General features: G+C 72.9%; 25 protein-coding genes. 14 read left to right on the forward strand and 11 right to left on the reverse strand.

Translation table 11 applies throughout. The features are described 5' to 3' along the window. Positions 1–9: 9 nt before the first annotated feature. A complete protein-coding gene (recG, locus tag OHA72_RS00275; RefSeq protein ID WP_327005843.1) occupies positions 10–2,202 on the reverse strand; it encodes an ATP-dependent DNA helicase RecG in 2,193 nt (730 codons plus the stop codon). 4 nt (positions 2,203–2,206) lie between these two features. Continuing rightward, positions 2,207–4,216 (reverse strand): DAK2 domain-containing protein, encoded by a 2,010-nt coding sequence (locus tag OHA72_RS00280; RefSeq protein WP_327005844.1) that lies wholly within the window; start codon positions 4,214–4,216, stop codon positions 2,207–2,209. A 219-nt stretch (positions 4,217–4,435) separates the two neighbouring features. Between OHA72_RS00280 and rpmB the strand changes: the two genes are divergently transcribed. After that, a complete protein-coding gene (gene rpmB / locus OHA72_RS00285; RefSeq protein WP_033357799.1) occupies positions 4,436–4,627 on the forward strand; it encodes a 50S ribosomal protein L28 in 192 nt (63 codons plus the stop codon). Between the two features lie 95 nt (positions 4,628–4,722). Here rpmB and OHA72_RS00290 read toward each other — a convergent pair whose 3' ends face one another. Continuing rightward, complete coding sequence (locus tag OHA72_RS00290) at positions 4,723–5,190, reverse strand: GNAT family N-acetyltransferase (protein ID WP_327005845.1); 468 nt, start codon at positions 5,188–5,190, stop codon at positions 4,723–4,725. Between the two features lie 28 nt (positions 5,191–5,218). Then, positions 5,219–6,181, reverse strand: a complete 963-nt coding sequence (locus OHA72_RS00295) for a thiamine-phosphate kinase (protein ID WP_327005846.1) — start codon at positions 6,179–6,181, stop codon at positions 5,219–5,221. Positions 6,182–6,344: 163 nt separating this feature from the next. Here OHA72_RS00295 and OHA72_RS00300 point away from each other — a divergent pair, with 163 nt between their 5' ends. The 3 genes from OHA72_RS00300 (at position 6,345) to OHA72_RS00310 (ending at position 7,477) form a co-directional block, all read left to right on the forward strand. Further along, on the forward strand, positions 6,345–6,578 hold the full coding sequence (locus OHA72_RS00300) for an Lrp/AsnC ligand binding domain-containing protein (protein ID WP_033357797.1): 234 nt from the start codon (positions 6,345–6,347) through the stop codon (positions 6,576–6,578). Further along, a complete protein-coding gene (locus tag OHA72_RS00305) occupies positions 6,579–7,091 on the forward strand; it encodes a DUF3515 domain-containing protein (RefSeq protein WP_327005847.1) in 513 nt (170 codons plus the stop codon). Positions 7,092–7,270: 179 nt separating this feature from the next. Continuing rightward, on the forward strand, positions 7,271–7,477 hold the full coding sequence (locus OHA72_RS00310) for a CHRD domain-containing protein (RefSeq protein ID WP_327005848.1): 207 nt from the start codon (positions 7,271–7,273) through the stop codon (positions 7,475–7,477). Here the strand turns inward: OHA72_RS00310 and OHA72_RS00315 are convergent. From OHA72_RS00315 to OHA72_RS00330, 4 genes are all read right to left on the reverse strand, one after another. Beyond that, complete coding sequence (locus tag OHA72_RS00315) at positions 7,474–8,460, reverse strand: D-alanine--D-alanine ligase (protein WP_327005849.1); 987 nt, start codon at positions 8,458–8,460, stop codon at positions 7,474–7,476. The two genes, OHA72_RS00310 and OHA72_RS00315, sit on opposite strands and share 4 nt — an antisense overlap. 61 nt (positions 8,461–8,521) lie before the next feature. After that, the gene (locus OHA72_RS00320; RefSeq protein WP_327005850.1) at positions 8,522–9,631 is read right to left on the reverse strand and encodes a cystathionine gamma-lyase; all 1,110 of its coding nucleotides are present in this window, start codon (positions 9,629–9,631) and stop codon (positions 8,522–8,524) included. Between the two features lie 9 nt (positions 9,632–9,640). After that, complete coding sequence (locus OHA72_RS00325; protein WP_327005851.1) at positions 9,641–10,678, reverse strand: NAD(P)H-dependent glycerol-3-phosphate dehydrogenase; 1,038 nt, start codon at positions 10,676–10,678, stop codon at positions 9,641–9,643. A gap of 16 nt (positions 10,679–10,694) precedes the next feature. Then, positions 10,695–11,402, reverse strand: coding sequence for a lysophospholipid acyltransferase family protein (locus tag OHA72_RS00330; RefSeq protein WP_327005852.1), 708 nt, complete (start codon positions 11,400–11,402; stop codon positions 10,695–10,697). A 73-nt stretch (positions 11,403–11,475) separates the two neighbouring features. On the opposite strand from OHA72_RS00330, the gene cofC reads away from it, so the two are divergent. From cofC to OHA72_RS00355, 5 genes are all read left to right on the forward strand, one after another. Next, positions 11,476–12,096, forward strand: a complete 621-nt coding sequence (gene cofC / locus OHA72_RS00335; protein ID WP_327005853.1) for a 2-phospho-L-lactate guanylyltransferase — start codon at positions 11,476–11,478, stop codon at positions 12,094–12,096. A gap of 67 nt (positions 12,097–12,163) precedes the next feature. Beyond that, positions 12,164–12,361 (forward strand): cold-shock protein, encoded by a 198-nt coding sequence (locus OHA72_RS00340; RefSeq protein WP_327005854.1) that lies wholly within the window; start codon positions 12,164–12,166, stop codon positions 12,359–12,361. 273 nt (positions 12,362–12,634) lie between these two features. Further along, positions 12,635–14,797 (forward strand): RNA degradosome polyphosphate kinase, encoded by a 2,163-nt coding sequence (locus OHA72_RS00345; RefSeq protein WP_327011954.1) that lies wholly within the window; start codon positions 12,635–12,637, stop codon positions 14,795–14,797. Next, positions 14,794–16,167 carry a CYTH and CHAD domain-containing protein gene (locus OHA72_RS00350; protein ID WP_327005855.1) on the forward strand — a complete coding sequence of 458 codons (1,374 nt, stop codon included), beginning with the start codon at positions 14,794–14,796 and terminating at the stop codon, positions 16,165–16,167. The genes OHA72_RS00345 and OHA72_RS00350 overlap by 4 nt, the downstream gene beginning before the upstream one ends. Next, positions 16,155–17,024, forward strand: coding sequence for an NUDIX hydrolase (locus OHA72_RS00355; RefSeq protein WP_327005856.1), 870 nt, complete (start codon positions 16,155–16,157; stop codon positions 17,022–17,024). Before OHA72_RS00350 ends, OHA72_RS00355 begins: the two co-directional genes overlap by 13 nt. Before the next feature lie 77 nt (positions 17,025–17,101). Here OHA72_RS00355 and OHA72_RS00360 read toward each other — a convergent pair whose 3' ends face one another. The 3 genes from OHA72_RS00360 to leuC form a co-directional block, all read right to left on the reverse strand. After that, positions 17,102–17,743 (reverse strand): HU family DNA-binding protein, encoded by a 642-nt coding sequence (locus OHA72_RS00360; protein ID WP_327005857.1) that lies wholly within the window; start codon positions 17,741–17,743, stop codon positions 17,102–17,104. Between the two features lie 140 nt (positions 17,744–17,883). Continuing rightward, positions 17,884–18,471 carry a 3-isopropylmalate dehydratase small subunit gene (gene leuD, locus OHA72_RS00365; protein WP_327005858.1) on the reverse strand — a complete coding sequence of 196 codons (588 nt, stop codon included), beginning with the start codon at positions 18,469–18,471 and terminating at the stop codon, positions 17,884–17,886. Positions 18,472–18,504: 33 nt separating this feature from the next. Further along, on the reverse strand, positions 18,505–19,920 hold the full coding sequence (gene leuC, locus OHA72_RS00370) for a 3-isopropylmalate dehydratase large subunit (RefSeq protein WP_327005859.1): 1,416 nt from the start codon (positions 19,918–19,920) through the stop codon (positions 18,505–18,507). A 49-nt stretch (positions 19,921–19,969) separates the two neighbouring features. On the opposite strand from leuC, the gene OHA72_RS00375 reads away from it, so the two are divergent. The 5 genes from OHA72_RS00375 (at position 19,970) to OHA72_RS00395 (ending at position 24,698) form a co-directional block, all read left to right on the forward strand. Continuing rightward, positions 19,970–20,656: an IclR family transcriptional regulator gene (locus tag OHA72_RS00375; protein WP_033357786.1), complete on the forward strand. Its 687-nt coding sequence runs from the start codon at positions 19,970–19,972 to the stop codon at positions 20,654–20,656. Positions 20,657–20,695: 39 nt separating this feature from the next. After that, positions 20,696–20,995 carry a hypothetical protein gene (locus OHA72_RS00380; RefSeq protein ID WP_327005860.1) on the forward strand — a complete coding sequence of 100 codons (300 nt, stop codon included), beginning with the start codon at positions 20,696–20,698 and terminating at the stop codon, positions 20,993–20,995. A 153-nt stretch (positions 20,996–21,148) separates the two neighbouring features. Continuing rightward, the gene (locus OHA72_RS00385) at positions 21,149–22,063 is read left to right on the forward strand and encodes an ABC transporter ATP-binding protein (RefSeq protein ID WP_327005861.1); all 915 of its coding nucleotides are present in this window, start codon (positions 21,149–21,151) and stop codon (positions 22,061–22,063) included. Next, a complete protein-coding gene (locus OHA72_RS00390) occupies positions 22,060–22,881 on the forward strand; it encodes an ABC-2 transporter permease family protein (RefSeq protein WP_327005862.1) in 822 nt (273 codons plus the stop codon). Before OHA72_RS00385 ends, OHA72_RS00390 begins: the two co-directional genes overlap by 4 nt. A 158-nt stretch (positions 22,882–23,039) precedes the next feature. After that, positions 23,040–24,698 carry a hypothetical protein gene (locus OHA72_RS00395; RefSeq protein WP_327005863.1) on the forward strand — a complete coding sequence of 553 codons (1,659 nt, stop codon included), beginning with the start codon at positions 23,040–23,042 and terminating at the stop codon, positions 24,696–24,698. The last annotated feature ends 2 nt before the right edge of the window (positions 24,699–24,700 follow it).

Raw genomic sequence — 24,700 nt, forward strand, 5'->3', positions numbered from 1 at the left:
CCGGCTAGGTCAGCCCTTCTCCAGGTATTCGGCGCGCTCCTCGTCGACGAGCTGGGACACGGTGGCGGCGAGGCCCGGGTGGCGGGTCAGCTCACGGTCGTCCTCCAGCAGCTCGATCGCCTCGGCCCGGGCGTCGCCGATCAGGTCGGCGTCGCGCAGCAGCGACAGCAGCTTCAGGTGGGAACGGCGGCCGGACTGGGTCGCGCCGAGGACGTCGCCCTCGCGGCGTTGCTCGAGGTCGAGCTCCGCGAGCTTGAAGCCGTCGGTGGTCGAGGCGACCGCGTCGAGGCGGGTCCTCGCGGCGGTGCCCTCACCGGACTCGGTGACCAGCAGGCACAGCCCCGGCGCGCTGCCCCGGCCGACCCGGCCGCGGAGCTGGTGCAGCTGGGAGACACCGAAGCGGTCCGCGTCGAGGATCACCATCATCGTGGAGTTGGGCACGTCGACGCCGACCTCGATCACCGTGGTCGCGATCAGGACGTCGAGCTTGCCGGCCGCGAAGGAGCGCATCACCGCGTCCTTCTCGTCGGCCGGGAGGCGGCCGTGCAGGATGCCGATCCGCAGCCCGTGCAGCGGACCCTCCTCCAGCTGCGGCGCGACGTCCAGGACGGCGAGCGGGGCGCGGCGCTCGTCGTCGCCGGCGGGCAGGTCCTCGCCGTCGGACTTGGCGTCGCCGATGCGGGGGCAGACGATGTACACCTGGTGACCCGCCGCGACCTCCTCGCGGATGCGGCGCCATGCGCGGTCGAGGAACGCGGGCTTGTCGGTGGCGGGCACGACGTGCGACGCGATCGGTGACCGCCCGTTGGGCAGCTGGCTGAGCACCGACGTCTCCAGGTCGCCGAAGACCGTCATCGCGACCGTCCGCGGGATCGGGGTCGCGGTCATGACCAGCACGTGCGGCGGCTGGTCGGCCTTGGCCCGCAGCGCGTCACGCTGCTCGACCCCGAAGCGGTGCTGCTCGTCGACGACGATGAGGCCCAGGTCCTTGAACGCGACGCCCTCATACAGCAGCGCGTGGGTGCCCACGACGATGCCGGCGGCGCCGGAGCCGATCTCCTCGAGGACCTTGCGCTTGGCCGCGGCGCCCAGCGAGCCGGTCAGCAGCGCCACCCGCGTCGCGTCGGCGGCGCCGCCGAGCTCGCCGGCGCGGGCCATCTCGCCGAGCAGGTCGATCACGTTGCGGTGGTGCTGGGCGGCGAGGACCTCGGTCGGGGCGAGCATCGCGGCCTGCCCGCCGGCGTCGACGACCTGCAGCATGGCCCGCAGGGCGCACACGGTCTTGCCGGAGCCGACCTCGCCCTGCAGGAGGCGGTGCATCGGGTGCGGCCGGGCCAGGTCGGCCGCGATCTCGTCGCCGACGTCACGCTGGCCGCGGGTCAGCTCATACGGCAAACGGGCGTCGAAGCTCGCCAGCAGCCCGTCGTCGCGCAACGGCCGCGCCCGGGCCGGCCAGTCGGCGGCGCGGTGCTTGCGCTGCACGAGGGTCAGCTGGAGCGCGAACGCCTCGTCCCACTTCAGCCGGCGCTGCGCCTTGAACCGCGCCTCGTTGTCGTCGGGCCGGTGGATCTGGCGCAGCGCCTTGTCGAGCGAGGAGAGCTTGTGCTTGGTCCGCACGGTCGCCGGCACGGGATCCGGCGTGGGTGGCAGCACGTCCAGGACGGTGCGCACGGCGGCGGCGATCCGCCACGTCGGCACCTTCGCGGTCGCCGGGTAGACCGGGATGATCGCGCCGGCGAACTCCTCGACGCTCTCCTCCCCCTCGGCGCCGTCGAGCAGGATGTAGTCGGGCTGGTTGAGCTGCAGCTTGCTCTGGAACCGGCCGACCTTGCCGGAGAACAGTCCCCACCGGCCGGGCCGCAGCTGCGACTCCCGCCACGGCTGGTTGAAGAAGGTGACGCTCAGCTCGCCCCCGCTGTCGTCACCGACGACCGCTTCCAGCAGCGAGCCGCGCTTGCCGGCCGTCTTGCCCCGCTGCTGCATGAACGTCCGCGACGACACCCGCTTGACCTGCCCGAACACCGTGACCTCGGTGTCCATCTCCAGGGACCGGATGTCGGTGTGCTCGCCCCGCTGCTCGTAGCGGCGGGGAAAGTGATAGACCAGGTCACCGACGGTGTGCAGGTTGAGGCTGTCGGCGAGCAGCTTCGCGCCGTTGCCGATCACCTTCTGCAACGGTGTGGTCAGGTCGATCTCGGTCACCGGCTCACTCCACCCCGACCAGCAGCGGATAGTGCGGCTGGCCTCCCTCGTAGCACTGGACTTCGACGAACGGCCACGCCGCGGCGACATGCCCGCGCAGCGTCTCCCCCAGCCCCGCGGGCGCCCCCTGCCCGGCGATGAGGGTGACCAGCTCGCCGCCGGCCAGCAGCATCCGGTCGAGCAGCAGGCACGCGGTGCGCTCCAGGTCCTGCCCGATCAGGTTGACCTCTCCGTCGACGATCGCCAGCACATCGCCCCGCTGGCATCGCCCGGCGACGGTGAGCGCCTCACGGGCCGCGACGGTCAGCTCGGCCGACCGGCACCGGGCCGCGGCCTCCGCCATCGCGATCACGTCGTCCTCGAACCGCCGGCTCGTGTCCCGCACGGCCATCGCGGCGAGCGCCTGCACCGGCGACCGCGTCGGCACCACCCCGGCCCGGATCCCGGCGGCCCGGGCCTCGGCCGCGGCCGTGCTGGCAACGGCCAGAACGTTGGCGTCGTTGGGCAGGACCACCACCCTGGACGCGCCCGTCGCCTGGATCGCGGCGAGCATCTGCCCGGTCGACGGCGTCCCCGTCAGCACCGTGGCCCCCTCGGCGGCGAGCAGCTCGCCGATCCCCCGGCCGCTGCACACGACCACCACCCCCGACCCCTGCCCCGCCGGGACCGGCGGGAACGCATCGGTGGACGGCTCGGCCGGCTCCGGCACCCGGCCCGAGCGCAGCTCCGCGATCTGCTCGGCGAACCTGGTCACCGTGATCCTGCTGGGCCGCCCGGCCGCGATCCCCGCCTCGATGGCGGCGCCGACGTCGTTGACGTGCACGTGGACGTGCCAGGTGGGCTCGTCGCCGATGACGACCAGCGAGTCCCCGAGCGCGCCGAGCGCCGCGCGCAGCGGCTCGATCGCCGCCGCCGGTGCCTCGAGCAGGAACTGCACCTCATAGCCGAACTCGACCGACCCGGCCTCGCGCTCCATGACGCCGCCCGGCGCAGACCCGGCAACGACCGGCGGCGGCACGAAGACCGGCGACGCCTCCCCGGTCAACGACGTCACGAACGCCTCCAGCAACACGACCAGCCCACGCCCACCGGCGTCGACAACCCCCGCCCTCGCCAACGCCGGCAACTGCTCCGGCGTCCGCGCCAACGCAACCCTGGCTCCCTCGGCCGCCGCCCGCGCCACCTCGACGACACCCACCATCCCACCGTCACCAGCGGCGGTGGCGGCAAAGGAGGAGATGGAGGCGGCCGCCGCGGAGGATGGCCCATCGGCACCGGAGGACGAAGCAGGTGCGGACACACCCGCAGCGCCAGAGCCGGCAGAGGCAGCGTCGAAGGCGGCAGCGGGCACAGCCGCAGCGCCGGAGATCGCAGAGGCGTCGGACGTCACGGAGGCGGCTGAAGCCGAGAGCCCTGGACCCGAAGGCGCAGCGGCGGCTGAAGCCGAGAGGCCCGGACCGGAAGACGCAGCGGCGGAGGCGACCGACGAGGACCCGACCCGCGCCTCGGCTGAGGAAGGCGCAGCGGCGGGGGCGCCCGGCGAGGACCCGACCCGCGCCGCGGCCTCGGAGGCCGCCTGTGCTGCCGCCGTGGCGACGGACAGCACCGTCCCCTCCACCGGGGCGGCCACGGCCGCATACGCCGACCGCGCCGCACCGTCCAAAGCCAGCGCCAGCTCAGCGCCGCCCACGGCTCCCCCGGCCGCCGACGACGAGGCCAGCGACGTGGCCAGCCCCTTGAGCAGCTGCGCCAGGATGATGCCCGAATTGCCGCGCGCGCCCAGCAGCGCGCCCCTCGCGGCGATCGCCAGCAGGTCGGCGGCGCCGGCCGTGGCGGGTGCGGCGTCCACGGCGGAGACCGCGGCCTCCATCGTCAGGGCCAGGTTGGTCCCGGTGTCGCCGTCGGGCACGGGATAGACGTTGAGGGCGTCGATCTCTGACCGGTGCCGACGCAACGCGTCGAGACCGGCGGCACACCACCGGCGAACGACGGCACCGTCCCCACTCTCTGGCACGCGCCAGAGCCTATCGGCGACCACCGACATTTTCCGCGCACGGCGCCGAGCGAGGAGGGCGCAGGACCCCGGCAAGGGCCGATTGGGAGTCGGCGGGTCCCATCAGGTAACCTTGCGGGGTTGCCCGCCGGTTCGCCGGCCGGTGACACCTGGAATCCGCCGCCGGCACGTCCGGTGGGGGCCTCCAGCCCGAGACGCAATCAATCCCAGGAGATCCCCGTGGCTAGCGTGTGCGACGTCTGCGGCAAGGGACCGGGCTTCGGCCACAACGTGTCCCACTCGCACCGGCGGACCAACCGCCGTTGGAACCCCAACATTCAGACGGTGCGCACCCCTGCCGGTGGCGGCACCACGCGGAAGGTGCAGGCATGCACCTCCTGCCTCAAGGCCGGCAAGGTCGTTCGCGGCTGATCGCCTGCACAAAAGCAAGGCAAGCAGGACCAGCACCAAGGCAAGGCAAGCATGGAGAAAGCCCCGCGACGGCGTCGCGGGGCTTCTCCTTGTGCTCAGAGCGTCCGGCCGAACGACCGCACGGACGGGTACCCCTTGTAGTGACCGAAGTCAGGGATCAGCGAGTAGCCGGCCTTCTCGTACAGCGCGATCGCCTCCGGCTGCGCGGTCCCGGTCTCGAGCCAGATCCGCTGCCGGCCGGCACCGCGGGCCGCCTCCTCCACGGCCGTGAGCAGCCGCTGCGCCACCCCGAGCCCGCGAAACGAGGGCGCCACGTAGAGCCGTTTGAGCTCAGCGGTGGTCTCGTCCTCGGCGAAGGTCCGCCAGCCGCAGCAGCCCGCGGGCGCATGGTCGACGTAGGCGACGAAGAAGCCGCCCAGCGGCGGGTCGAACTCCCCCGGCTGGATGAGGGTGGTGTCCCCGTCCCCGCCGTAGCGCGCGCTCAGGTCGGCGAGCGTGGCGCTGATCAGTTCGGTGGCGACCCGCGAGCCGTAGCGGGTCAGTCGGATGTCGAGCTCAGTCACGCGTAAAGGGTATAGAGGTGATCAGTCGTTACCGGAAGTGGTCCCATCCAGGCGCTCCGCCCGTGTACCGGCGACCGTCCACGGTCACTCCGTCACGGGCGGTGAAGAGGCTGGCCGGCAGGACCTCCCCGACGACCCGCCAGTCGTCCGGCAGCTCGATGGAGGGCGGGAACGTGGCGGCGAGCGCGTGGTCGTCACCGCCGGCGAGGATCCAGCCGTAGGGGTCGACGCCCAGGGCGGTCGCCGCGTCGCGCATCTGCTCGGGCACTACGAACGCCGAGCGGTGCAGGTCGATCCCGACGCCGCTGGCCGTCGCGACATGGCCGAGGTCGGCCAGCAGGCCGTCGGACACGTCGATCATGGACGTGGCGCCGAGCCGGGCGCCCGACGGTCCGGCCGCATACGGCACCTGCGGCCGGCGGTGCGCCTCCACCAGCAGTTTCGGGGAGCGGAAGCCGCGGGAGAGGATGGTGTACCCGGCCGCCGCGTACCCGATCCGCCCGCAGATCGCCACGACGTCGCCCGGTCGCGCCCCGGTGCGCACCAGCGGCGCCCGCCCCTCCAGGTTGCCCAGCGCGGTCACGGCGATGGTCAAGGTGGGGCTGGCGGACATGTCGCCGCCGACCACGACCGCCCCGACCTTGCCCGCCTCGGCGGCCAGACCGTCCGCAAGTTCCTCCGCCCAGGTGATCTCGAGGTTAGCGGGGGTACAGAGCGCTACCAGCAGCGCCGTCGGGCGGGCGCCCATGGCGGCGATGTCGGCGAGGTTGGCGGCGGCGGCGCGGTGGCCGATGTCGCGGGCGGTGGACCAGTCGCGGCGGAAGTGCCGGCCGTCCACCAGCACGTCGGTGCTGGCCACGACCCGGCCGTCAGGCGTCGCGACCAGGGCCGCGTCGTCGCCGGGCCCGAGCAGGACCAGGGGCGAGGCCGCCCCGAGCCGAGCTGTCACCCGTGAGATGAGCCCGAACTCCCCGGCGGTTGCAACGGTCACCCGTCCTCCAATTTGACCAAAAATGTGAAAACTGAATGCGCGATGTTGCGGTTGACGCAGCGTGTTGTGGCACGATCACGCACGGCTGCTGGTTCGCTGCCTCCCATGGTGCGGTAGGTTCAGCGCTGATCAGCGCTCGCGTGGCGCAGGAAGGAGTCGTGTCGTGGTACAGGCATACATCCTGATCCAAACAGAGGTGGGCAAGGCACGCGATGTGGCGACCGCCATCCAGGAGCTGGCAGGGGTCGTCAGGGTCGACGCGGTCACCGGGCCGTATGACGTGGTGGTGCTCACGGAGGCGCGCAGCGTCGACGAGCTGGGCAAGCTGATCGTCAGCAACGTGCAGCTGGTGCCGGGCATCACCCGCACCCTGACCTGCTCGGTGGTGCACTTATAGATGGCGGCGAAGAGCCCCGCCAGGATCGCCACCGCCATCGCAATCCCCGTCGCGCTGGTGGTCGGCGTCCTGGCGTTCTGGCTGCTCGGCGGCTTCCCGAAGGCGGCGGCGACCGGCACGGTGCGCACCGACGCCGCGCCGATGGACGAGGCCACCGCGGCGACCTGCCGTGCCCTGGTGGCGCGCCTGCCGGAGACCCTCGGCGGGCTGCACCGGCGTCCCGTCAGCGCCGGCCCCGAGCAGCACGCGGCGTTCGGCGACCCGGCGATCGTGCTGTCCTGCGGCACCGTCGGTAAGCGGGCGATTCCGCAAGACGCCCAGCTCCTGGGCCTGTCGGACGTATGTTGGTATCCGGAAGAGCGAGGCGACGAGACCGTCTGGACGACGGTGGACCGCCAGGTCCCGCTGCGGGTCGTGGTGCCGGCGAAGGCCGACGGCGCGTGGCTGGTCAACCTCTCGGCACCGATCGTCGCGACCGTGCCGTTCGCCGACCCGGGCACCACGCACTGCTGAAGACCGATCTCCCCTCGGTAGCACAGGTGTAACCACCGAACGAGGAGGAGAGCCACGCGTACTCTGCCGGCCGCCGCGGCGGCCGCGCCCCGGACGCTGTCGCTGGGTGCGGACCTGACCGGGAAGCAGGAGGTCCCGAAGGGCAAGGGCGACCCGGACGCGACGGCCGGCTCTGCTATGTGCTGCGCGTCCGCAACGTCGACGGCACCATCGACGCCGCCCACATCCACGCCGGCCGGCCGGGCAGGAACGGGCCGGTCAGCGTCGCGCTGACGGCGCCGACCTGGTCGGGGTCGGTCGCCACGTGCACCCAGCTCGCCCGGCGCCTGCGCGACGACCCGGGCCGCTACTACGTCAACGTGCACTCGTCGGAATACAGCGGCTAGTGCAGGCCGGTCCCGCGCCGCACGGCCGCCTTGACCAGCCTAGAGATCAGCGTCTGATACGCCACCCCGCTGGCCTGCCACACGACGGGGAACGGCGCGCCCGGGTCGAACCCGGGCATGGTGTCGATCCGGTCGAAGAAGATCCCGCCGTCCGGGGTGACGGTGCACTCGACCACGGCCAGCCCGGCGCAGTCGAGCGTGACGAACGCCTCCACGGCCAGGTCCCGGATCCGGCGCTCGACGGCGTGGTCGAGGTCGGCGGGTGCCGCGACCCGGTCGCCGCCGATCTCGCCGGGCACGCTGGCCTCGGGCCGGTCGGCGGCACCGGTGTCCAGGACGCCGACGGCGATCCGCCGGCCGGCGGGCGCGGCGGCGACGACGACCTTCGCGTCGACGGCGAGGGCCGCGGTCACCGCCGCCGGCAGCGCCGCCCAGTCGGTGACCTCGGTCACGCCACCCGCGCCGCGGGCTGGGCGGACCACGACCGGCAGGCCGAGGCGCGCACGGTCGGCGGCGGTGACGTCCGAGGTGCCCTTGAGCACGACATACGGCGTGACCGGCAGGCCGGCGGCGGCGGCGAGCTTGCGGGAGAAGTCGTGGTCCATGGCGACGGCGGCGGCGAGGACCCCGGACCCGACATACGGCAGGCCGGCCATCTCCAGCAGCCCCTGGATGGTCCCCTCGTCGCCGAACACGCCCTGCAGGACGGGGAAGACCACGTCGATGCCGCCGAGGCGGGCCACCCCGTCGCGGGCGTCGACGACGGTGACGGCCGCGCCGGCCGGCACCAGATCAGTGGACGGCCCGTCGGAGGCCGCGCTGAGCACCCAGCGACCCTCCCGGGTCACCCCGATCGGCACGATCTCGAACTCGCCGCCGTCGAGGGCGTCGAAGAGGTCGGCGGCGCCGACGCCGGCCATCGCGTGCTCGGTGCTGCCGCCGCCGAACACGACGGCGACCCGGGTCTTCTCTGGCGTTTCCACGCGCCGACCCTAACCGCACGGTCAAGCCGGCGCTGTCGGCCGGTCAGCGTGCCACGCTGTGTCAGGCGACGACCGCGTCCAGTGCCCGCCGCACGTCGGCGACCAGGTCATCGGTGTCCTCGACGCCGCAGGAGAAGCGGATCAGCCCGTCGGGGGTGTCGTCGCCCCACTGCGCCCGCCGGTCGGCGGAGCTGTGCAGCCCGCCGAAGGACGTGGCCGCGAACACCAGCGCCGACGCCTCCAGGAACACCTCGACGGCGGCCTTGTCGGCGAGGGTGAACGTCACCACGCCGGGAACGCGGCGCATCTGCCGGGACGCGACCGCGTACGCCGGGTCCTCGGGCCGCCCCGGCCAGCGCACCGAGGAGACCGCCGGGTGCGACGCGAGCAGCTCGGCGACGGCCGCCGCGTTGGCGGTCTGGCGGGCCAGGCGCAGGTCGAGGGTGCCGATCGAGCGGTGCGCGAGCCACGCCTCGAACGGCCCGGCCACCGCGCCCGTGGAGCCGCGCCAGGCGGTGAGGGACGCGGCCAGCTCCGGGTCGCGGGTGCACACGTAGCCGAGCAGGATGTCGGAGTGGCCGGTCAGGGCCTTGGTGCCGGAGGCGACGGAGATGTCGGCGCCCAGGTCGAGGGGGCGCTGCCCGAGCGGGGTCGGCGTGGTGTTGTCGACGGCGACGAGCCCGCCGCCGGCGTGGACACGCGCGGCCAGCTCGGCGATGTCGCACACGTCGAGGCCCGGGTTGGCCGGGGTCTCGATCAGCAGCAGCCGGACGGTGTCCAGGGCCGGGTAGGGCCCGGCGGTCGGCGCCTCGAGCACCGTGACGCCGCGCTCGGCGAGGTGCGAGGACGCGAAGGCCCTGGTCTTGTAGTAGCCGTCGGCGGGGACCACGACGGTGTCGCCGGGCCGCAGGACGCTGAGCAGCACCGCGCTGACGGCGGCCATGCCGGAGGCGAACGTCACACACTCGCCGCCTTCCAGGCCGCCGATCGCCGCTTCCAGGGCGCGCCAGGTCGGGTTGTCGGTGCGACCGTAACCGTCGACACCGGGCTGCGGCCCGAGGACCGGATCGAGATGGTACGGCGCGCCGAAGGCCGGACCCGGCAGGAACGAGCGGCCCGGCACAGGCGAAGGCAGCCCGGCGTGCACGACCCGCGTGCCGTCACCAGTCATGCGGAAACCCTACTGATGCTCCCCCGTCGACGGCACGCCGGGCCGCTCGGGCTTCGTCTCGCGCGCCATCAGCGCGGCGAGCGCCTTGAGCGGGTCGACGCCCTCGTGGCAGACCAGCTCGACCTGCTCGGTGATCGGCATCTCCACCCCGACGCTGTGCGCCAGGTCGCGGATCGACAGGCAGCTCTTGACGCCCTCGGCGGTCTGCCGGGTCGCGGCCTGCGCCTGCTCCAGGGTCTCGCCGCGGCCGAGGTGCTCGCCGAACGTGCGGTTGCGCGACAGCGGCGAGGAGCAGGTCGCGACGAGGTCGCCGAGGCCCGCCAGCCCGGCGAACGTCATCAGGTTGGCGCCGAGCGCACCGCCGAGGCGGGTGGTCTCCGCGAGGCCACGGGTGATCAGCGTCGCCCGGGTGTTGTCGCCGAAGCCCAGCGCCGAGGCCATGCCGTAGGCGAGTGCGATCGCGTTCTTGACCGCGCCGCCGAGCTCGCATCCGATGACGTCGTCGTTGGTGTACGGCCGCAGGTACCGCGTGCTGATCGCGCGCTGCACGAGCTCGGCCCGGCGGATGTCGGTGCACGCCACGACCGTCGCCGCCGGCTGCTCGGCCGCGATCTCCGGGGCGAGGTTGGGGCCGGTGACGACGGTGATGCGGTCGGGCTCGACCCCGGCGGAGTCGACGATCACCTCGCTCATCCGCTTCAGCGTGCCCAGCTCGATGCCCTTCATCAGGCTGACGAGCGTGGCGTCGGAGCCGATCGTCGCGGCCCAGGCGCCCAGGTTGTCGCGCAGCGTCTGCGACGGCACGGCGAGCACGACCAGGTCGGCGCCGTCGATCGCCTCGGCGGCGTCACCGGTCGCGGTGACCGCCGGGGGCAACCACGTGTTGGGCAGATAGTCCGGGTTCACATGCCGCTCGCGGATCGCCTCGGCCACGTCGGAGCGGCGGGCCCAGACCGTCACCTCGGGCGTGCCCGCGTCGGCGAGCAACTTCGCGAAGACCGTGCCCCACGAACCGGCCCCGAGCACGGCGGCGCGTCGAATGCTCATGTGCTCTCCGTATCACTCATGCCAGGGTCTTGCGCGGTGTCCACAACGGTGGCGGGGTCCCGCCCCGGATCTCCACGAGCATGTCGCGGAGGTGCAGCATGATGTGGTCGGTGATCTCGTTGAGCGTCTGGGCGCTCGGCTGCGCGCCGTCCCAGGCGGACAGGTCGATCGGCTCGCCCGCCACGATCGTCACGTCGGCGCGCGGCAGCAGCCGCAGCTTGCTGGTGCGCGGGTCGTAGATCCGCTCGGGGCCCCACATGACGATCGGGATCATGGGCGCGCGGGTGTCCAGCCAGAGGCGCGCGGCGCCGGTCTTGCCCCGCATCGGCCACAGGTCGGGCTCGCGGGTGGTGGTGCCCTCGGGGTAGATGACCACGGCCTCGCCGTCGCGCACGCCGGCCCGTGCGGCCTCCAGCGCCTTCACCGCGTCGGTGGTCCCGCGGCGGACCGGGATCTGGTGGTTGGCCCTCAGCAGGTAGCCGAGCACCGGCACACCGAACAGGCTGGCCTTGGCCAGGAACGACGGCCACCGCCCGGCGTCGTAGATGTAGTGCGCGACCGCAAGGGGGTCGGCGTGGGAGATGTGGTTGACCACGATGATCACCCCGCCCGTGGCCGGGATGTGCTCCATGCCCGTCCAGGTGCGGCGGGTCAGCACCCGCATCGCGGGCTTCACGGTCGCGACGGCGAAACGCCGCCAAAAGCCGAGCCTCCGGCGCGTCATCTCACCCTCCCCTCACGGTTCTGCTGCGAATCATGCCACTGCCGGGCGCCCGGGCGCCGTGTCAGGATGGGTCATGCTCAGCACCTGGGTGGCCGTGGTGCCGGTCAAGCCGCTCAGCACGGCGAAGACGCGGCTGCGCGGCGCCGTCCCGCAGCCGTCGCATCGCGGGCTGGTGCTGGCCATGGCCCGTGACACGGTCGCGGCGGTGCTCGCCTGCCCGGCCGTGGCCAGGGTCGTCGCGGTCTGCGACGACCCGCTGGTCCGGGCGGGGCTCATCGCCGCGGGCGCCACCTGCCTGCCCGACACCCCGGCCGCCGGCCTCAACGCGGCCCTGACCTTCGGCGCCCGCGCCGCCGGCGGCGCCCCGGTGGTCGCGCTGACCGCCGACCTGCCGGCGATGCGCCCCGCCGACCTGGCGTTCGCCCTCGCCGAGGCGGCCGGCCTGGCCCGCCGCGCGTTCGTGCCGGACCTGGAGGGCAGCGGCACGGTGCTGCTCGCCGCCCCCGCCGGGGTGCCGCTCGACCCGCACTTCGGGCCCGGCTCCGCGGCGGCGCACCTGCGCTCCGGCGCGGTCCTGCTCGACGGCGACTGGCCGAGCCTGCGCCGCGACGTGGACACCGCCGCCGATCTCGACGCCGCCGCCGGCCTCGGGCTCGGCACGCACACCGGCGAGATCCTGTGCACCCTTGCGTAACAGACATGTCGCACCGGCGCAGTCACGCGAAACACGTCCAGGCATCGACGCGCGGTAGCGTGGACTGATGCAGGGGACAGTGGCGACGTTCGACGAGGACACCCGCACCGGGACGGTGCTGCTCGACGACGGTGCGCAACTGCAGTTCCCGGCCGCCGCGTTCGACGCCTCGGGGCTGCGGCACCTCCGGCTCGGCCAGCGGATCCGCATCGATCATGACGCCGACGGCAACGTCGTGAAGGTCACACTGCCGACCTTGCCGTAGCCGCCATGCAGCGGGAAGTTCATGTTCAGACCGGCACAAACGGGCCATGATGATCCGGTGGACGAAACGCCTACCGGTCGCAGCCGCCCCCGCAACGCCGCACAACGCCCCGACCCGCAGAGCGCGCCGCCCAAGGCCGCCCCGCGCAAGGCGGCACCGCGGCGGGCCGCACCGGCAGCGGGCGGGACGCCACGTGTCCGGCGGGCGACGAAGGCCGCGGCACCTGCAACCGGTGAAGAGACAGCGAGCCAGGCCGAGCCCGAGGAGGTCACCATGAGCGAGACGGTGACGGAGCAGACCACGCTGGTCCCCACCCAGAAGACCCCCGCAGCGGAGCCGTCCGCCGAGCACGACGCGCTGGTCGTACCCAGTGAGAAGCCGCTGCCCGAGGACCGTTACCTCAACCGTGAGCTGTCCTGGCTCGACTTCAACGCACGGGTCCTGACCCTCGCGGAGGACCCGGCGACGCCGCTGCTGGAGCGGGCGAAGTTCCTCGCCATCTTCGCCAGCAACCTCGACGAGTTCTACATGGTCCGGGTCGCGGGCCTGAAGCGGCGGCTGCAGACCGGCATCCCGGTGCGCCGCCCCGGGTTCCTGCCGCCGACGGAGCAGCTGGAGCAGATCGCGGAGCGCACCACCGCGCTCGTCGCGCGCCAGTCGCGGGTGTTCGCCGAGGAGATCGCCCCGGCGATGGCCGAGGAGCACATCCACATCGTGCGCTGGAGCGAGCTCGACCCGGCCGAGCGGGAGCGGATGCGCACCGCGTTCCGGGAGCAGATCTTCCCGGTGCTGACGCCCCTCGCGGTCGACCCGGCGCACCCGTTCCCCTACATCTCCGGCCTGTCGCTCAACCTGGCGGTCGTGGTCCGCGAGCGCGACGGCGGCCCGGAGCTGTTCGCCCGGATCAAGGTGCCCAACAACGTGCCGCGCTTCTACGCGCTGGACCGCACCACCCGCGACGGCGTGCGCACGGTGCGGTTCCTGCCCGTGGAGGAGCTGATCGCCGCGCACCTGGGACAGCTGTTCTCCGGGATGCAGGTGGTCGAGCACCACCTGTTCCGGGTGACCCGCAACGCCGAGGTCGAGCTCGACGAGGACCGCGACGAGGACCTGCTGCAGGCCCTGGAGCGGGAGCTGGCCCGGCGCCGCTTCGGCCCGCCGGTGCGCCTGGAGGTCGCCGCCTCGATCTCCGATCACGTGCTGGAGCTGCTGGTCCGCGAGCTGGACATGGACTCGCACGACGTGCTGCGGGTGCCGGGCCTGCTGGACCTCACCGCCCTGTGGGAGATCTACAACGGCGTGGACCGCCCGGCGCTGAAGGACCCGCCGTTCGTGCCCGCGACCCACCCGCACTTCGCCGAGGGTGAGACCCCACGCAGCGTGTTCGCGCGGCTGCGGGACCACGACATCCTGGTGCACCACCCGTACCACTCCTTCTCGACCAGCGTGCAGCGCTTCGTCGAGCAGGCCGCGGCCGATCCCAACGTGCTGGCCATCAAGCTCACGCTCTACCGGACCAGCGGCGACTCGCCGATCGTGGACGCCCTGGTCGACGCGGCCGAGGCCGGCAAGCAGGTCGTCGTGCTGGTCGAGGTGAAGGCGCGCTTCGACGAGAAGGCCAACATCGGCTGGGCCAGGACGCTGGAGCGGGCCGGCTGCCACGTCGTCTACGGCCTGGTCGGGCTCAAGACCCACACGAAGACCGCGCTGGTCGTGCGCCAGGAGGGCAACCACATCCGGCGGTACTGCCATGTCGGCACCGGCAACTACCACCCGAAGACCGCCCGGCTGTACGAGGACTACGGCCTGCTGACCGCGGACCCGGAGGTCGGCGCGGACCTCACCGACCTGTTCAACGTGCTCACCGGGTACAGCCGCCAGACCTCCTACCGGCGGCTGCTGGTCGCACCGCACGGGGTGCGGCGCGGCATCATCGACCGGATCGACCGAGAGATCACGCTCGGCGAGCGCGGCCTGATCCAGCTGAAGGTGAACTCGCTGGTCGACGAGGAGATCATCGACTCGCTCTACCGGGCCGGCCAGGCCGGGGTGAGCGTCGACCTGATCGTGCGCGGCATCTGCGCGCTGCGCCCCGGCGTGCCGGGCCTGTCGGACAACATCCGGGTCCGTTCGGTGCTGGGACGGTTCCTGGAGCACTCGCGGGTGTTCCGGTTCGGCCGCGACGCCGAGGCGGAGTACTGGATCGGCTCGGCGGACCTCATGCACCGCAACCTCGACCGGCGGGTCGAGGCCCTGGTCAAGGTCACCGACCCGGCCGCGGCCGGCGAGCTCGACCGGATGCTGAAGCTCATGATGAGCGACGAGACCGGTGCCTTCGAGCTGTCCGGCGACGGCACCTGGCACCGGCGGCAGGGCCGCAACCCGCAGGAGGCCCTCCTGCGCCGCATGGTCGACCGGGCGGAGCCGAACGCGTGAGATTCCTCGTCGGGGACGGCTTCACACTGCCAGACCTGGCTGGACCGGGTGGCGTGGTCACGCTCGACGCCACCCTCCACGACACCCCGGACGGCGCACTCGCGCACGCCGGGGTGTCGCTGCGCCAGCACCACGACGGCACCTGGTCGCTGCTGCTGCCGGGGCGCGGGCACGAGCTGTGCCGCCCGGCCGCCGGCGCCGGGGTCGTCCCACCGGACCTGCGCGACGCCGTGACCGCGTTCGCCCGGGGCTCGGACCTCGCCGCGGTCCGGGCGGTCCGCCAGGCCGTCCACGTGCTTTCCGCGGCGGGTGGTGTACAGGCCGAGGTCCGCGTCCTGTCAGCGCGCGGGACCGGTCGACGTCCTCGCAGCGTGGAGGTGTCGCTGGTGGACGGCGCGCCCGGGGACCTCACCCGTATCGCGGACCAGCTCAGCGCCGCGGGCGCCGCTGCCACCGACCTCTCGGGCATTGCGGACGGCGGCGCCGACGACGGCAGTGCCGGCGCGGTGGTCGCCGGGACGCTGCGGGCCGGGGTCGCGCGGATCCTGCGGCACGACGCCTTCGCCCGGCTGCGCGAGACGATGCCCAACGGCGACACCCCGGTGCACCAGATGCGGGTCGGCACCCGGCGGCTGCGCAGCGACCTGCAGACGTTCCAGGCGCTGCTCGACCCCGCCTGGAGCCGGCCGCTGCGGGCGGAGCTGGGCCGGCTGGCCGGCGCGCTCGGCGGCGCCAGGGACGTCGAGGTACTGCGGGCCCGGCTGCACGTCACCGCCGCCGCCGATCCCCTGGTGCCGGTGGACGCCGACGCCGTCGGCCGCATCGACGCCGCGCTCGCCGGCCGGCAGGACACGGCGCTGTCGGCCCTCGACGAGGCGCTGCGGTCCCCGCGGTACGTGCCGCTCCTCGACGCGCTGGTGCGCCCGCCCCGGCTCGCCGGGCGCCACGCGTCCCCGGCCGCCCGCGTGCTGCCGGGGCTGGTGCGCAAGCCGTGGCGGCAGCTCGTGGCCGGTGCGGAGGCGCTGCGGCCGGACCTGCCCGACGACGACTGGCACGAGGTCCGGAAGCTGGCCAAGCGCGCCCGGTACGCCGCCGACGCCGTCGCCTGGATCGTCGGACCGGAGGCGGCCGTGCTGGCGAAGCGGATCGCGAAGGCGCAGAAGGTCCTCGGCGAGCACCAGGACGCCGCGACCGCCGCCGACACGTGGCTGTTCGTCGCGAGATTCCTCGACCGTGGCGACCACCGTCTGGCCGTCACCGCGGGCAGACTGTTCGAGCGGGAGCGGGCGGCGGTCACCCGGGCGCGGGCAGCGTTCCCGGCGGTGTGGGCCGTGGTCGGCGAGGAGAACACCACAGCATGGCTGAAGTGAACACGGTCGTCCGTGCGGCGGGCGGGGTGGTGTGGCGCCCGGCGGCGGACGGTGTCGAGATCGTGCTGGTGCACCGCCCGCGGTACGACGACTGGTCCCTGCCCAAGGGCAAGGTCGACCCCGGCGAGCACGAGCTGGCGGCGGCGGTGCGGGAGGTGCACGAGGAGACCCTCGTGCACGGCGTCCCGCAGGCGCGGCTGCCCTCGATCCGGTACCTGACCGGCGCCCCGGGCGTGGAGAAGACCGTCGAGTTCTGGTCGATGCGGGCCCTGGTGTGGCAGCAGCGGCCGGCCGACGACGAGATCGAGGAGGCGCGCTGGGTGCCGGCGGCGCAGGCGCCCGCGTTGCTGAGCTATGCGCACGACCGGGGCGTGGTGAAGGCGTTCCTGGACCTGCCGCCGGTGACCTCGGTGGTGGCGCTGGTGCGCCACGCCCGCGCCGGCAAGCGCAAGGAATGGGCCGGCCCGGACGAGGCGCGGCCGCTGGACGCCGCCGGCGAACGCGACGCGGAGGCGCTCAGCGGCCTCCTGCGGCTCCTGCGGCCCGAGTGGGTGGTGTCGGCCACCCCCCTGCGATGCCGGCAGACGGTGGAGCCGCTGGGGCTGCCGTTCGACCTGGACGCCGCCTTCGACGAGGGGCAGCCGCCCGCCGTCGCCGCGGACGCCCTGCGCGGCCTGGCGTCGCGGGGCGGCACGAGCGTCGTGTGCAGCCAGGGCAAGCTGATGCCGCCGCTGCTGGTCGCATTGACCGGCCGCACCAATGTGGACTTCCACACCCGCAAGGGCAGCGGGTGGATCCTCGCCTTCAGCGGCGACCGGCTCCTCGGCTGGGATCCGCTGCGCCCGCTGACCGTCTGAGCCAAACGGAAGGGGCGGCGCCGCGAGTCATCGCGGCGCCGCCCCTTTTCCGTTGCCTTACCGGCCTTGCGGCCGGGTCACTTGGCGGTGGCGGCCTTCTTGGCGGGCGCCTTCTTGGCGGCCGTCGCGGTGGACGCCGTCGTGGTCTTGCGCGCGGTCGTCGACACGGCCGCCTTCGTGGCCTTGGTGGTGGCCTTCTTGGCGGGGGCGGCCTTGGTCGCGGCGGCCTTGGCCGGAGCGGCCTTCGCCGTCGTCTTCGCGGCGGTCGCCTTGGTGGCGGCCTTGGCCGGAGCGGCCTTCGCCGTGGTGGCCTTGGCGGTCGTGGCCTTGGCCGTGGTGGCCTTGGCCGTGGTCGCCTTCGCCGTGGTGGCCTTGGCCGTCGTCGCCTTCGCGGCGGTGGTCTTGGTGGCGGCGGCCTTCTTGGCCGGCGCGACCTTCGGCACCTTGCCGGCGGCGACCATCTCGCGGAAGCTGGCGCCGGCCCGGAACGCGGGCACCGACGTCTTCTTCACCTTGACGGCCTCACCGGTGCGGGGGTTGCGCGCGGTTCTCGCACCGCGGACGCGCTTCTCGAAGACCCCGAAACCAGTGATGGCGACCTTGTCGCCCTTGGTCACGGCGGTCTGGATCTCGGCCAGCACCGCGTCCAGCGCCGCGTTTGCCGACTTCTTGTCGCCCAGGCGAGCGCTGAGCGCCTCGATGAGCTCGGCCTTGTTCACGTTGTTTCCTCCCGTACCAGAAATGAAGTCCCTGTGGGCAAGGTATCCCAACGCACACAGGATACAAACATATGACGGAAAAGAAATCGTTGTGGAGCAACGGATCCGGCTGGAGGCCCATCGAGACGGCCAGCTAGTGCCTAGTGAACGACGGGTGTCCACTCCGGACGGCCTTGTTCGAAGGCCGTGATGGACTCCTCGTGGCGCAGCGTCAGACCGATGTCGTCCAGGCCCTCCAGCAGGCGCCAACGGCTGAAATCGTCGATCGGGAAGGCCCATTCGCGGCCCCCCGCACGCAACTGGCGATCCTGCAGATCGACCGTTACCGACAACTGCGGATCCGCTTCGATCGCGGCCCAGAGTTCCTCGACGACTTTGAGGTCCAACTCGATGGGCAGGAGCCCGGCCTTGAGCGCGTTTCCCCGGAAGATGTCGCCGAAACGTGGGGCGACGACCGCCTTGAAGCCGTAGTTCTGCAACGCCCACACGGCGTGCTCACGCGACGATCCGGTGCCGAAGTCGGGTCCGGCGACGAGGACCGAGGCACCCGCGTAGGCGGGATTGTTGAGCACGAATGCGGGATCCGAGCGCCACGCGTTGAACAACCCGTCCTCGAACCCGGTGCGGGTGACGCGCTTGAGATACACGGCGGGGATGATCTGGTCGGTGTCCACGTTGGACCGGCGCAGCGGGACGGCCGTGCCGGTGTGGACGGTGAACTTCTCCATGTCAGATTCTGCCTGTCTTCGCTTCGGCTTCGGCTAGTTCAGGTCCGCGGGGGCCGCGAGGCGGCCGACGACGGCGGTGGCGGCGGCGACCTGCGGCGACACCAGGTGGGTGCGTCCGCCACGGCCCTGCCGGCCCTCGAAGTTGCGGTTGGACGTGGACGCGGAGCGCTCGCCCGGCTTCAGCGTGTCCGGGTTCATGCCCAGGCACATCGAACAGCCCGCGAAACGCCACTCGGCGCCGGCCGCGGTGAAGACCTCGTTGAGCCCCTCCTCCTCGGCGGCGGCGCGGACCGACGCGGATCCGGGCACGACGAGCATGCGCACGGAGTCGGCGACCTTGCGCCCGCGCAGCACGTCGGCGGCGGCCCGCAGGTCCTCCAGCCGGCCGTTCGTGCACGAACCGAGGAAGACCACGTCGACGGCGACGTCCCGCAGCGGCGTGCCCGGCGTCAGCGCCATGTATTCCAGCGCCTTCTGCGCGGCGACGCGGTCGGCGTCCTCGGCGAAGTCGGCCGGGTCCGGCACGCTCGCGCCCAGCGGCGCGCCCTGGCCGGGGTTGGTGCCCCAGGTGACGAACGGGGTGAGGTGGGTGACGTCGAGCGTGACCTCGGTGTCGAACTTCGCGCCCTCGTCGGTGCGCAGCGAGCTCCAGTACGCCTTCGCGCGGTCCCAGGCCTCACCCTTCGGCGCGTACTCGCGGCCCTCGACGTAGGCGAACGTGGTCTCGTCCGGCGCGATCATGCCGGCCTTGGCGCCCCACTCGATCGACATGTTGGAGACCGTCATCCGGCCCTCCATCGACAGCTTCTCGATGGCGGGTCCGCGGTATTCCACGACGTGGCCGCGGCCGCCGCCGGTGCCGACCTGGGTGATGAGCGCCAGCACCAGGTCCTTGGCCGTGACGCCCGGGGCGAGCTCGCCGACGACGTTGACCGCCATCGTCTTGAGATGCGGCTGCGGCAGCGTCTGGGTCGCCAGGACGTGCTCGACCTCACTGGTGCCGATGCCGAACGCGAGCGCGCCGAACGCGCCGTGCGTGGAGGTGTGCGAGTCGCCGCACACGATCGTCATGCCCGGCTGGGTCAGGCCCAGCTGCGGTCCCATGACGTGGACCACACCCTGCTGCGAGTCGCCGAGCGAGTGGCGGCGCACGCCGAACTCGTCGCAGTTGCGGCGCAGCGTCTCGATCTGGGTGCGTGACACCGGGTCGCTGATCGTCAGCAGGTTGTCGGTCGGCGTGTTGTGGTCCTCGGTCGCGATCGTCAGCTCGGGACGGCGCACCGGCCGGCCGCTCAGGCGCAGCCCGTCGAACGCCTGCGGGCTGGTCACCTCGTGCACCAGGTGCAGGTCGATGTAGAGCAGGTCCGGCTCGCCGTCGGCGGCACGGACGACGTGCGCGTCCCACACCTTCTCTGCGAGCGTCCGCGGCTGTTGTGCTTCTCCCACCATCTGGACATCCTAAAGTTTGGGAGGTATGTTTCGGTCTGTGGGACACAGTATGAGCGGTGTTGGCGTGCTCGACAAGGCGGTGGTCATCCTGGCCGCCTGTGTCGACGGCGCCAGCCTGGCCGAACTGGTGGACCGGACCAAGCTTCCCCGGGCAACGGCGCACCGGCTCGCACAGGCCCTGGAAATCCACCGATTGCTCGTTCGTGACGCGCAAGGACGCTGGCGGCCGGGCCCGCGCCTGGGCGAACTCGCCAACGCGGCACCCGACGTTCTCCTGACCGCGGCCGAGCCGATGCTCACCGCGCTGCGCGACGCCACCGGCGAGAGCGCGCAGCTCTACCTCCGCCGCGCCGACGAGCGGCTCTGCGTGGCCGCCGCCGAGCGCGCCAGCGGCCTGCGCGACACGGTCCCGATCGGCTCGGTGCTGCCGATGACCGCCGGCTCCGCCGCCCAGGTGCTTCTCGCGTGGGAGCCCCCGGAGGCCGTCATGCCGCTGCTGCCCCGCTGCAAGTTCACCGGCCGCACCCTCGCCGAGGTCCGCCGCCGCGGCTGGGCCCAGAGCGTCGCGGAGCGCGAGGCCGGCGTGGCCAGCGTCTCCGCACCCATCCGCGACCGCACCGGCCGCGTCATCGCCGCCATCAGCGTCTCGGGCCCCATCGAGCGCCTCGGCCGCCGCCCCGGCGACCGCCATGCCATGGCCGTGGTCCGCGCTGGACAACGCCTCTCGGGCCTGTAGCGTGCGGCACATCGAGCACGCCTGACTGGAGGAACGCCAGTGCCTGAATCCACCCCTGCCACGCCCGACCCGATCGACGAAGGCGTCTCCGAGGCCCCCGAAACCCCCGAGGGCGAGGCGTCCGGCGTGGGCCAGGCCCCGTCGGGCGCCCCGGACAAGCCCACGAGGGGTCCCGGCTCCCCCAGCCCCGACGGCCCCCAGCGCCCGGTGCCACCCACGGCGCCGACCGTGCCGGCCGATCCCGCGCCGACCGGCGGCGGTCGTGGCGGCTGCATGAGCATGATCCTCGGCATCTTCATGCTCATCGCCGCCCTCCTGGGCATCGCCTTCCAGCTGTAGCCGCCCCGCGGGCTGGGACCCGGGCCACCCCCGCCGTCCCAGCCCGGTGCTGAAGCTGAGTGCGGGCACAGGTCTTCTTAGGCTCGCCACAGCAAGGGTTGGATAGCTTGCCGCTGATCGGTGCCAGGGCGCCGGGAGCGGAGGGAAACCGAGATGATCGAGGCTGTCGGCCTCACCAAGCGGTACGGCGACCGCGTCGCCGTGGACCAGTTGTCGTTCACGGTGCGGCCGGGACAGGTGACGGGGTTCCTGGGGCCGAACGGCGCCGGAAAGTCCACGACCATGCGGATGATCCTCGGGCTGGACGCGCCCACCAGCGGGCGGGTGACGGTGAACGGGCGGCCGTTCTCGCGGCTGGACAACCCGATGCTCGAGGTCGGGGCGCTGCTGGACGCGAAGGCGATCCACGGCGGGCGCAGCGCGTACCACCACCTGCTGTGCCTCGCGCAGACCAACAACCTGCCGCGGCGCCGGGTCGACGAGGTGCTCGACGTCGTCGGGCTGAGCGCGGTCGCGCGGAAGCGGTCGAAGGGGTTCTCCCTCGGCATGGGGCAGCGGCTCGGCATCGCCACGGCCCTGCTCGGCGACCCGAAGATCCTCATGTTCGACGAGCCGGTCAACGGCCTCGACCCCGAGGGCATCCTGTGGATCCGCAACCTGATGAAGTCCCTCGCGGCCGAGGGGCGCACGGTGTTCGTGTCGAGCCACCTCATGTCGGAGATGGAACACACCGCCGATCACCTCCTGGTCATCGGGCGGGGACGGATGATCGCCGACTGCACGGTGCGGGAGTTCATCGAGGGCAACTCGGTGCTGGCGACCCGGGTCCGCACACCCGATGCCGACGCGTTGGCGGCGTTGGTACGGGCATCAGGCGGCACCGTGGCCACCGAACCGGACGGCGCGTTGCTGGTGACGGAGCTGCCGATGCGTCGCATCGGGGACCTCGCCCACGACAACGGGCTGCGCCTGCACGAGCTGGCGCCGCTGCAGGCGTCGCTGGAGCAGGCGTTCATGGAGCTCACCAAGGACAGCGTCGAATACCACGGCACTCTGGAGAACCGATGACCACGCTCACGGCCGGACGTCCGGTCACCCGCCGGGCCGGCTTCGACGGCCTGCTGCGCTCGGAGTGGACGAAGCTGCGGAGCGTGCGCTCCACGACCTGGTCCCTTGCGGCGATGGCGGCGATCTCGGTCGGGCTGATGTCGTTCATCGCCTGGGTCATCATGCGCCAGTGGGGCACGTTCTCGCCGGAGGATCAGGCGATCATGGCGGCGGAGCCGATGCAGATCATCATCGACCAGCCGGTCTTCATCTCGCAGCTCATCGTCGCGGTGCTCGGGGTCATGGTGGTCTCCGCCGAGTACACGACCGGCATGATCCGCTCGACGTTGCAGGCGCAGCCGCGGCGGCTGCAGGTGCTGGGCGCGAAGGTCGTGGTGTTCGCGGTGCTGATGTTCGTGGTGGGGGAACTGCTGAGCTTCGCCGCGTTCTTCGCCGGTCGCTGGGTCATGTCCGAGCACATCCCGGTCGAGCTCGGCGACCCCGGCATCGCCCGGTCGGTGTTCGGCGCGGGCCTGTTCCTGACGGTGCTGGGCCTGTTCTCGCTGGCGTTCGGCGCGATCGTGCGGCACACCGCGGGCGCCATCACCGGCGTGCTCGGCCTGATCCTCATCGTGTCGAACCTGACGATCCTGCTGCCCGGCAGCTGGGGCGACCACGTGCACGCGTGGATGCCCACGAACGCGGGGCAGCTGGTGTTCAAGCCGTCGCTGCCGCCGGACTCGCTGCTCACGCAGTGGCAGGGGCTCGGGGTCTTCGCCGGCTGGACGGTGCTGCTGCTCGCCGTGGCCGGGTACCTGTTCAAGACCAGGGACGCCTGAAACCGGTCCTGCCCCGCTAGGATGCCGCCAGCATCCACGGGGGAGGACCGTCAATCATGTCCGAAAACATCCAGCCGGCAGACGACTCCGGCACACAGGAGTCAGAACCGGCGTCATTACCGGAACCCGCCGCACCGTCCATCGAGGACGATCCACCGGTGGCGGAGCCCGCGGTGGTGGGTGACGTGATCGAGTCGCCGCCACGGTCGCGGCGCCCGCTCGCCGCCGTGCTGACCGCCGTCGCGGTGGTCGTGGTGGTCCTGCTCGGCGGCGGCGCGTTCGCCCTGGCCCGGATGTGGAACGGCCCGGTCGGCACGCTGCCGGAGGACCTGGTCCCCGGCTCGGTCGCCGCGTTCGCCCGCATCGACCTCGCCCCTGGCATCGGGCAGCGGGTCAAGGTCGAGGCCCTGCTGCGCAAGGCCGGCGGCGGCTCGAAGTCGTTCGACGACACGAAGCGCGACATCTTCGCCGACCTCGGCGCGCCGATCCGCTACGACGACGTCGCCTCCTGGTTCGACGACCGGGCCGGCGTCGCCCTGTGGGCCGACCCGGACCGCGACGGCAAGGCCGTCACGCTCGCCGTGCTGTCCTCCCGCGACGACAAGAAGGCCCGCACGGCGCTCGACGCGGCCCAGCGCAGGGCCGGCACCGACAGCATCGGCTTCGTCGCCGGCGACGGCAGCGTCCTGCTCGCGTTCGGCGGCAAGGATCTCCAGCGGGTCGCCACCGCGGCGGCCGCCGCCGCGAAGAAGGCCCCGCTGTCGAAGGAGCCCGCGTTCACCTCCGCGGTGGCGAAGCTCCCCGCCGGGCAGCCCGGCCTCGCCTGGGCCGACCTGGCCCGCGCCACCGTGCTGCAGCAGGCTGTCGTCGCCACCGCGCTGGAGGAGGAGGACCTGGGCGACGAGGCCGGCCCGATCCCGTTGCCCGACGTCAAGGGCACGCTCGTCGTCGGGGTCCAGGCCGCCGACGACGGCATCGAGATCCGGGCCCGGGTGTCGGGCGCGGCGGGCCTGCCGCTGACCGGCGCCGCCACCGGCACGGACGCCCTCGCGCAGCTGGGTGCGCTCGCCGCCGACGCGACCGCGGCCGGAGTCGCCGCGGGACCCCTCGGCGATCTGACGGTCCTCGGCGGATCCGAGTTCCTGCTGACCTCGTCGCTGTTCCCGCTGGTGTTCCTCGGCGGCGCCGTCACCCCCGGTGACGTCGAGCTGGACGCGCCACCGCCGGGCTTCGACCCCGACACCGCGATCGAGCTGCCGCCGGACGTGGACCCGACGGACCCGGAGTCACTGCACAAGTACCTTGAGGAGCACCCGGAGGTGCTCGCCGGGGGCACCGTCAGGCGGATCCTGCCGCCCGGCGCGGCCACGGCGGGGACCGAGGCGTTGCGGAAGGGTTCCGAGGCGCTCACCAAGGCACTGACCGGGGCGGCGTCGGTGTCGTTCACCGTGGCCGGGCCGGCCGGACCGGACGACGCCCCCGGCGGCCCCCTCCTGATCGACCTGCGGCTCGCCGACGCCGCGACGGCCAAGCAGCTGCAGACCGACCTGGCCGGGTTGCTGAAGGCCGGCGGGACCGTCTGCGAGGTGCGCGAGGAGCACGTGATCCTGCGGACGAAGACGTACGCGGCCGGCAAGGGCACGCTCGCCGACAGCCCGCGCTTCAAGGCCGCGACCACCGGCGGCGTCCCCGGGGCCACGGCGGCGTTCTACCTCGACGGTGAGCGCGGCGACGCCGCCCCGGCGAAGGCCGTCGGCGTGACCGTCGGCCGCGACGGCACCGACACCGTGGTGATGGCCAGGATCCTGATCGGCTGACC

The organism is Dactylosporangium sp. NBC_01737 (assembly GCF_035963215.1).
Lineage (GTDB): Bacteria > Actinomycetota > Actinomycetes > Mycobacteriales > Micromonosporaceae > Dactylosporangium.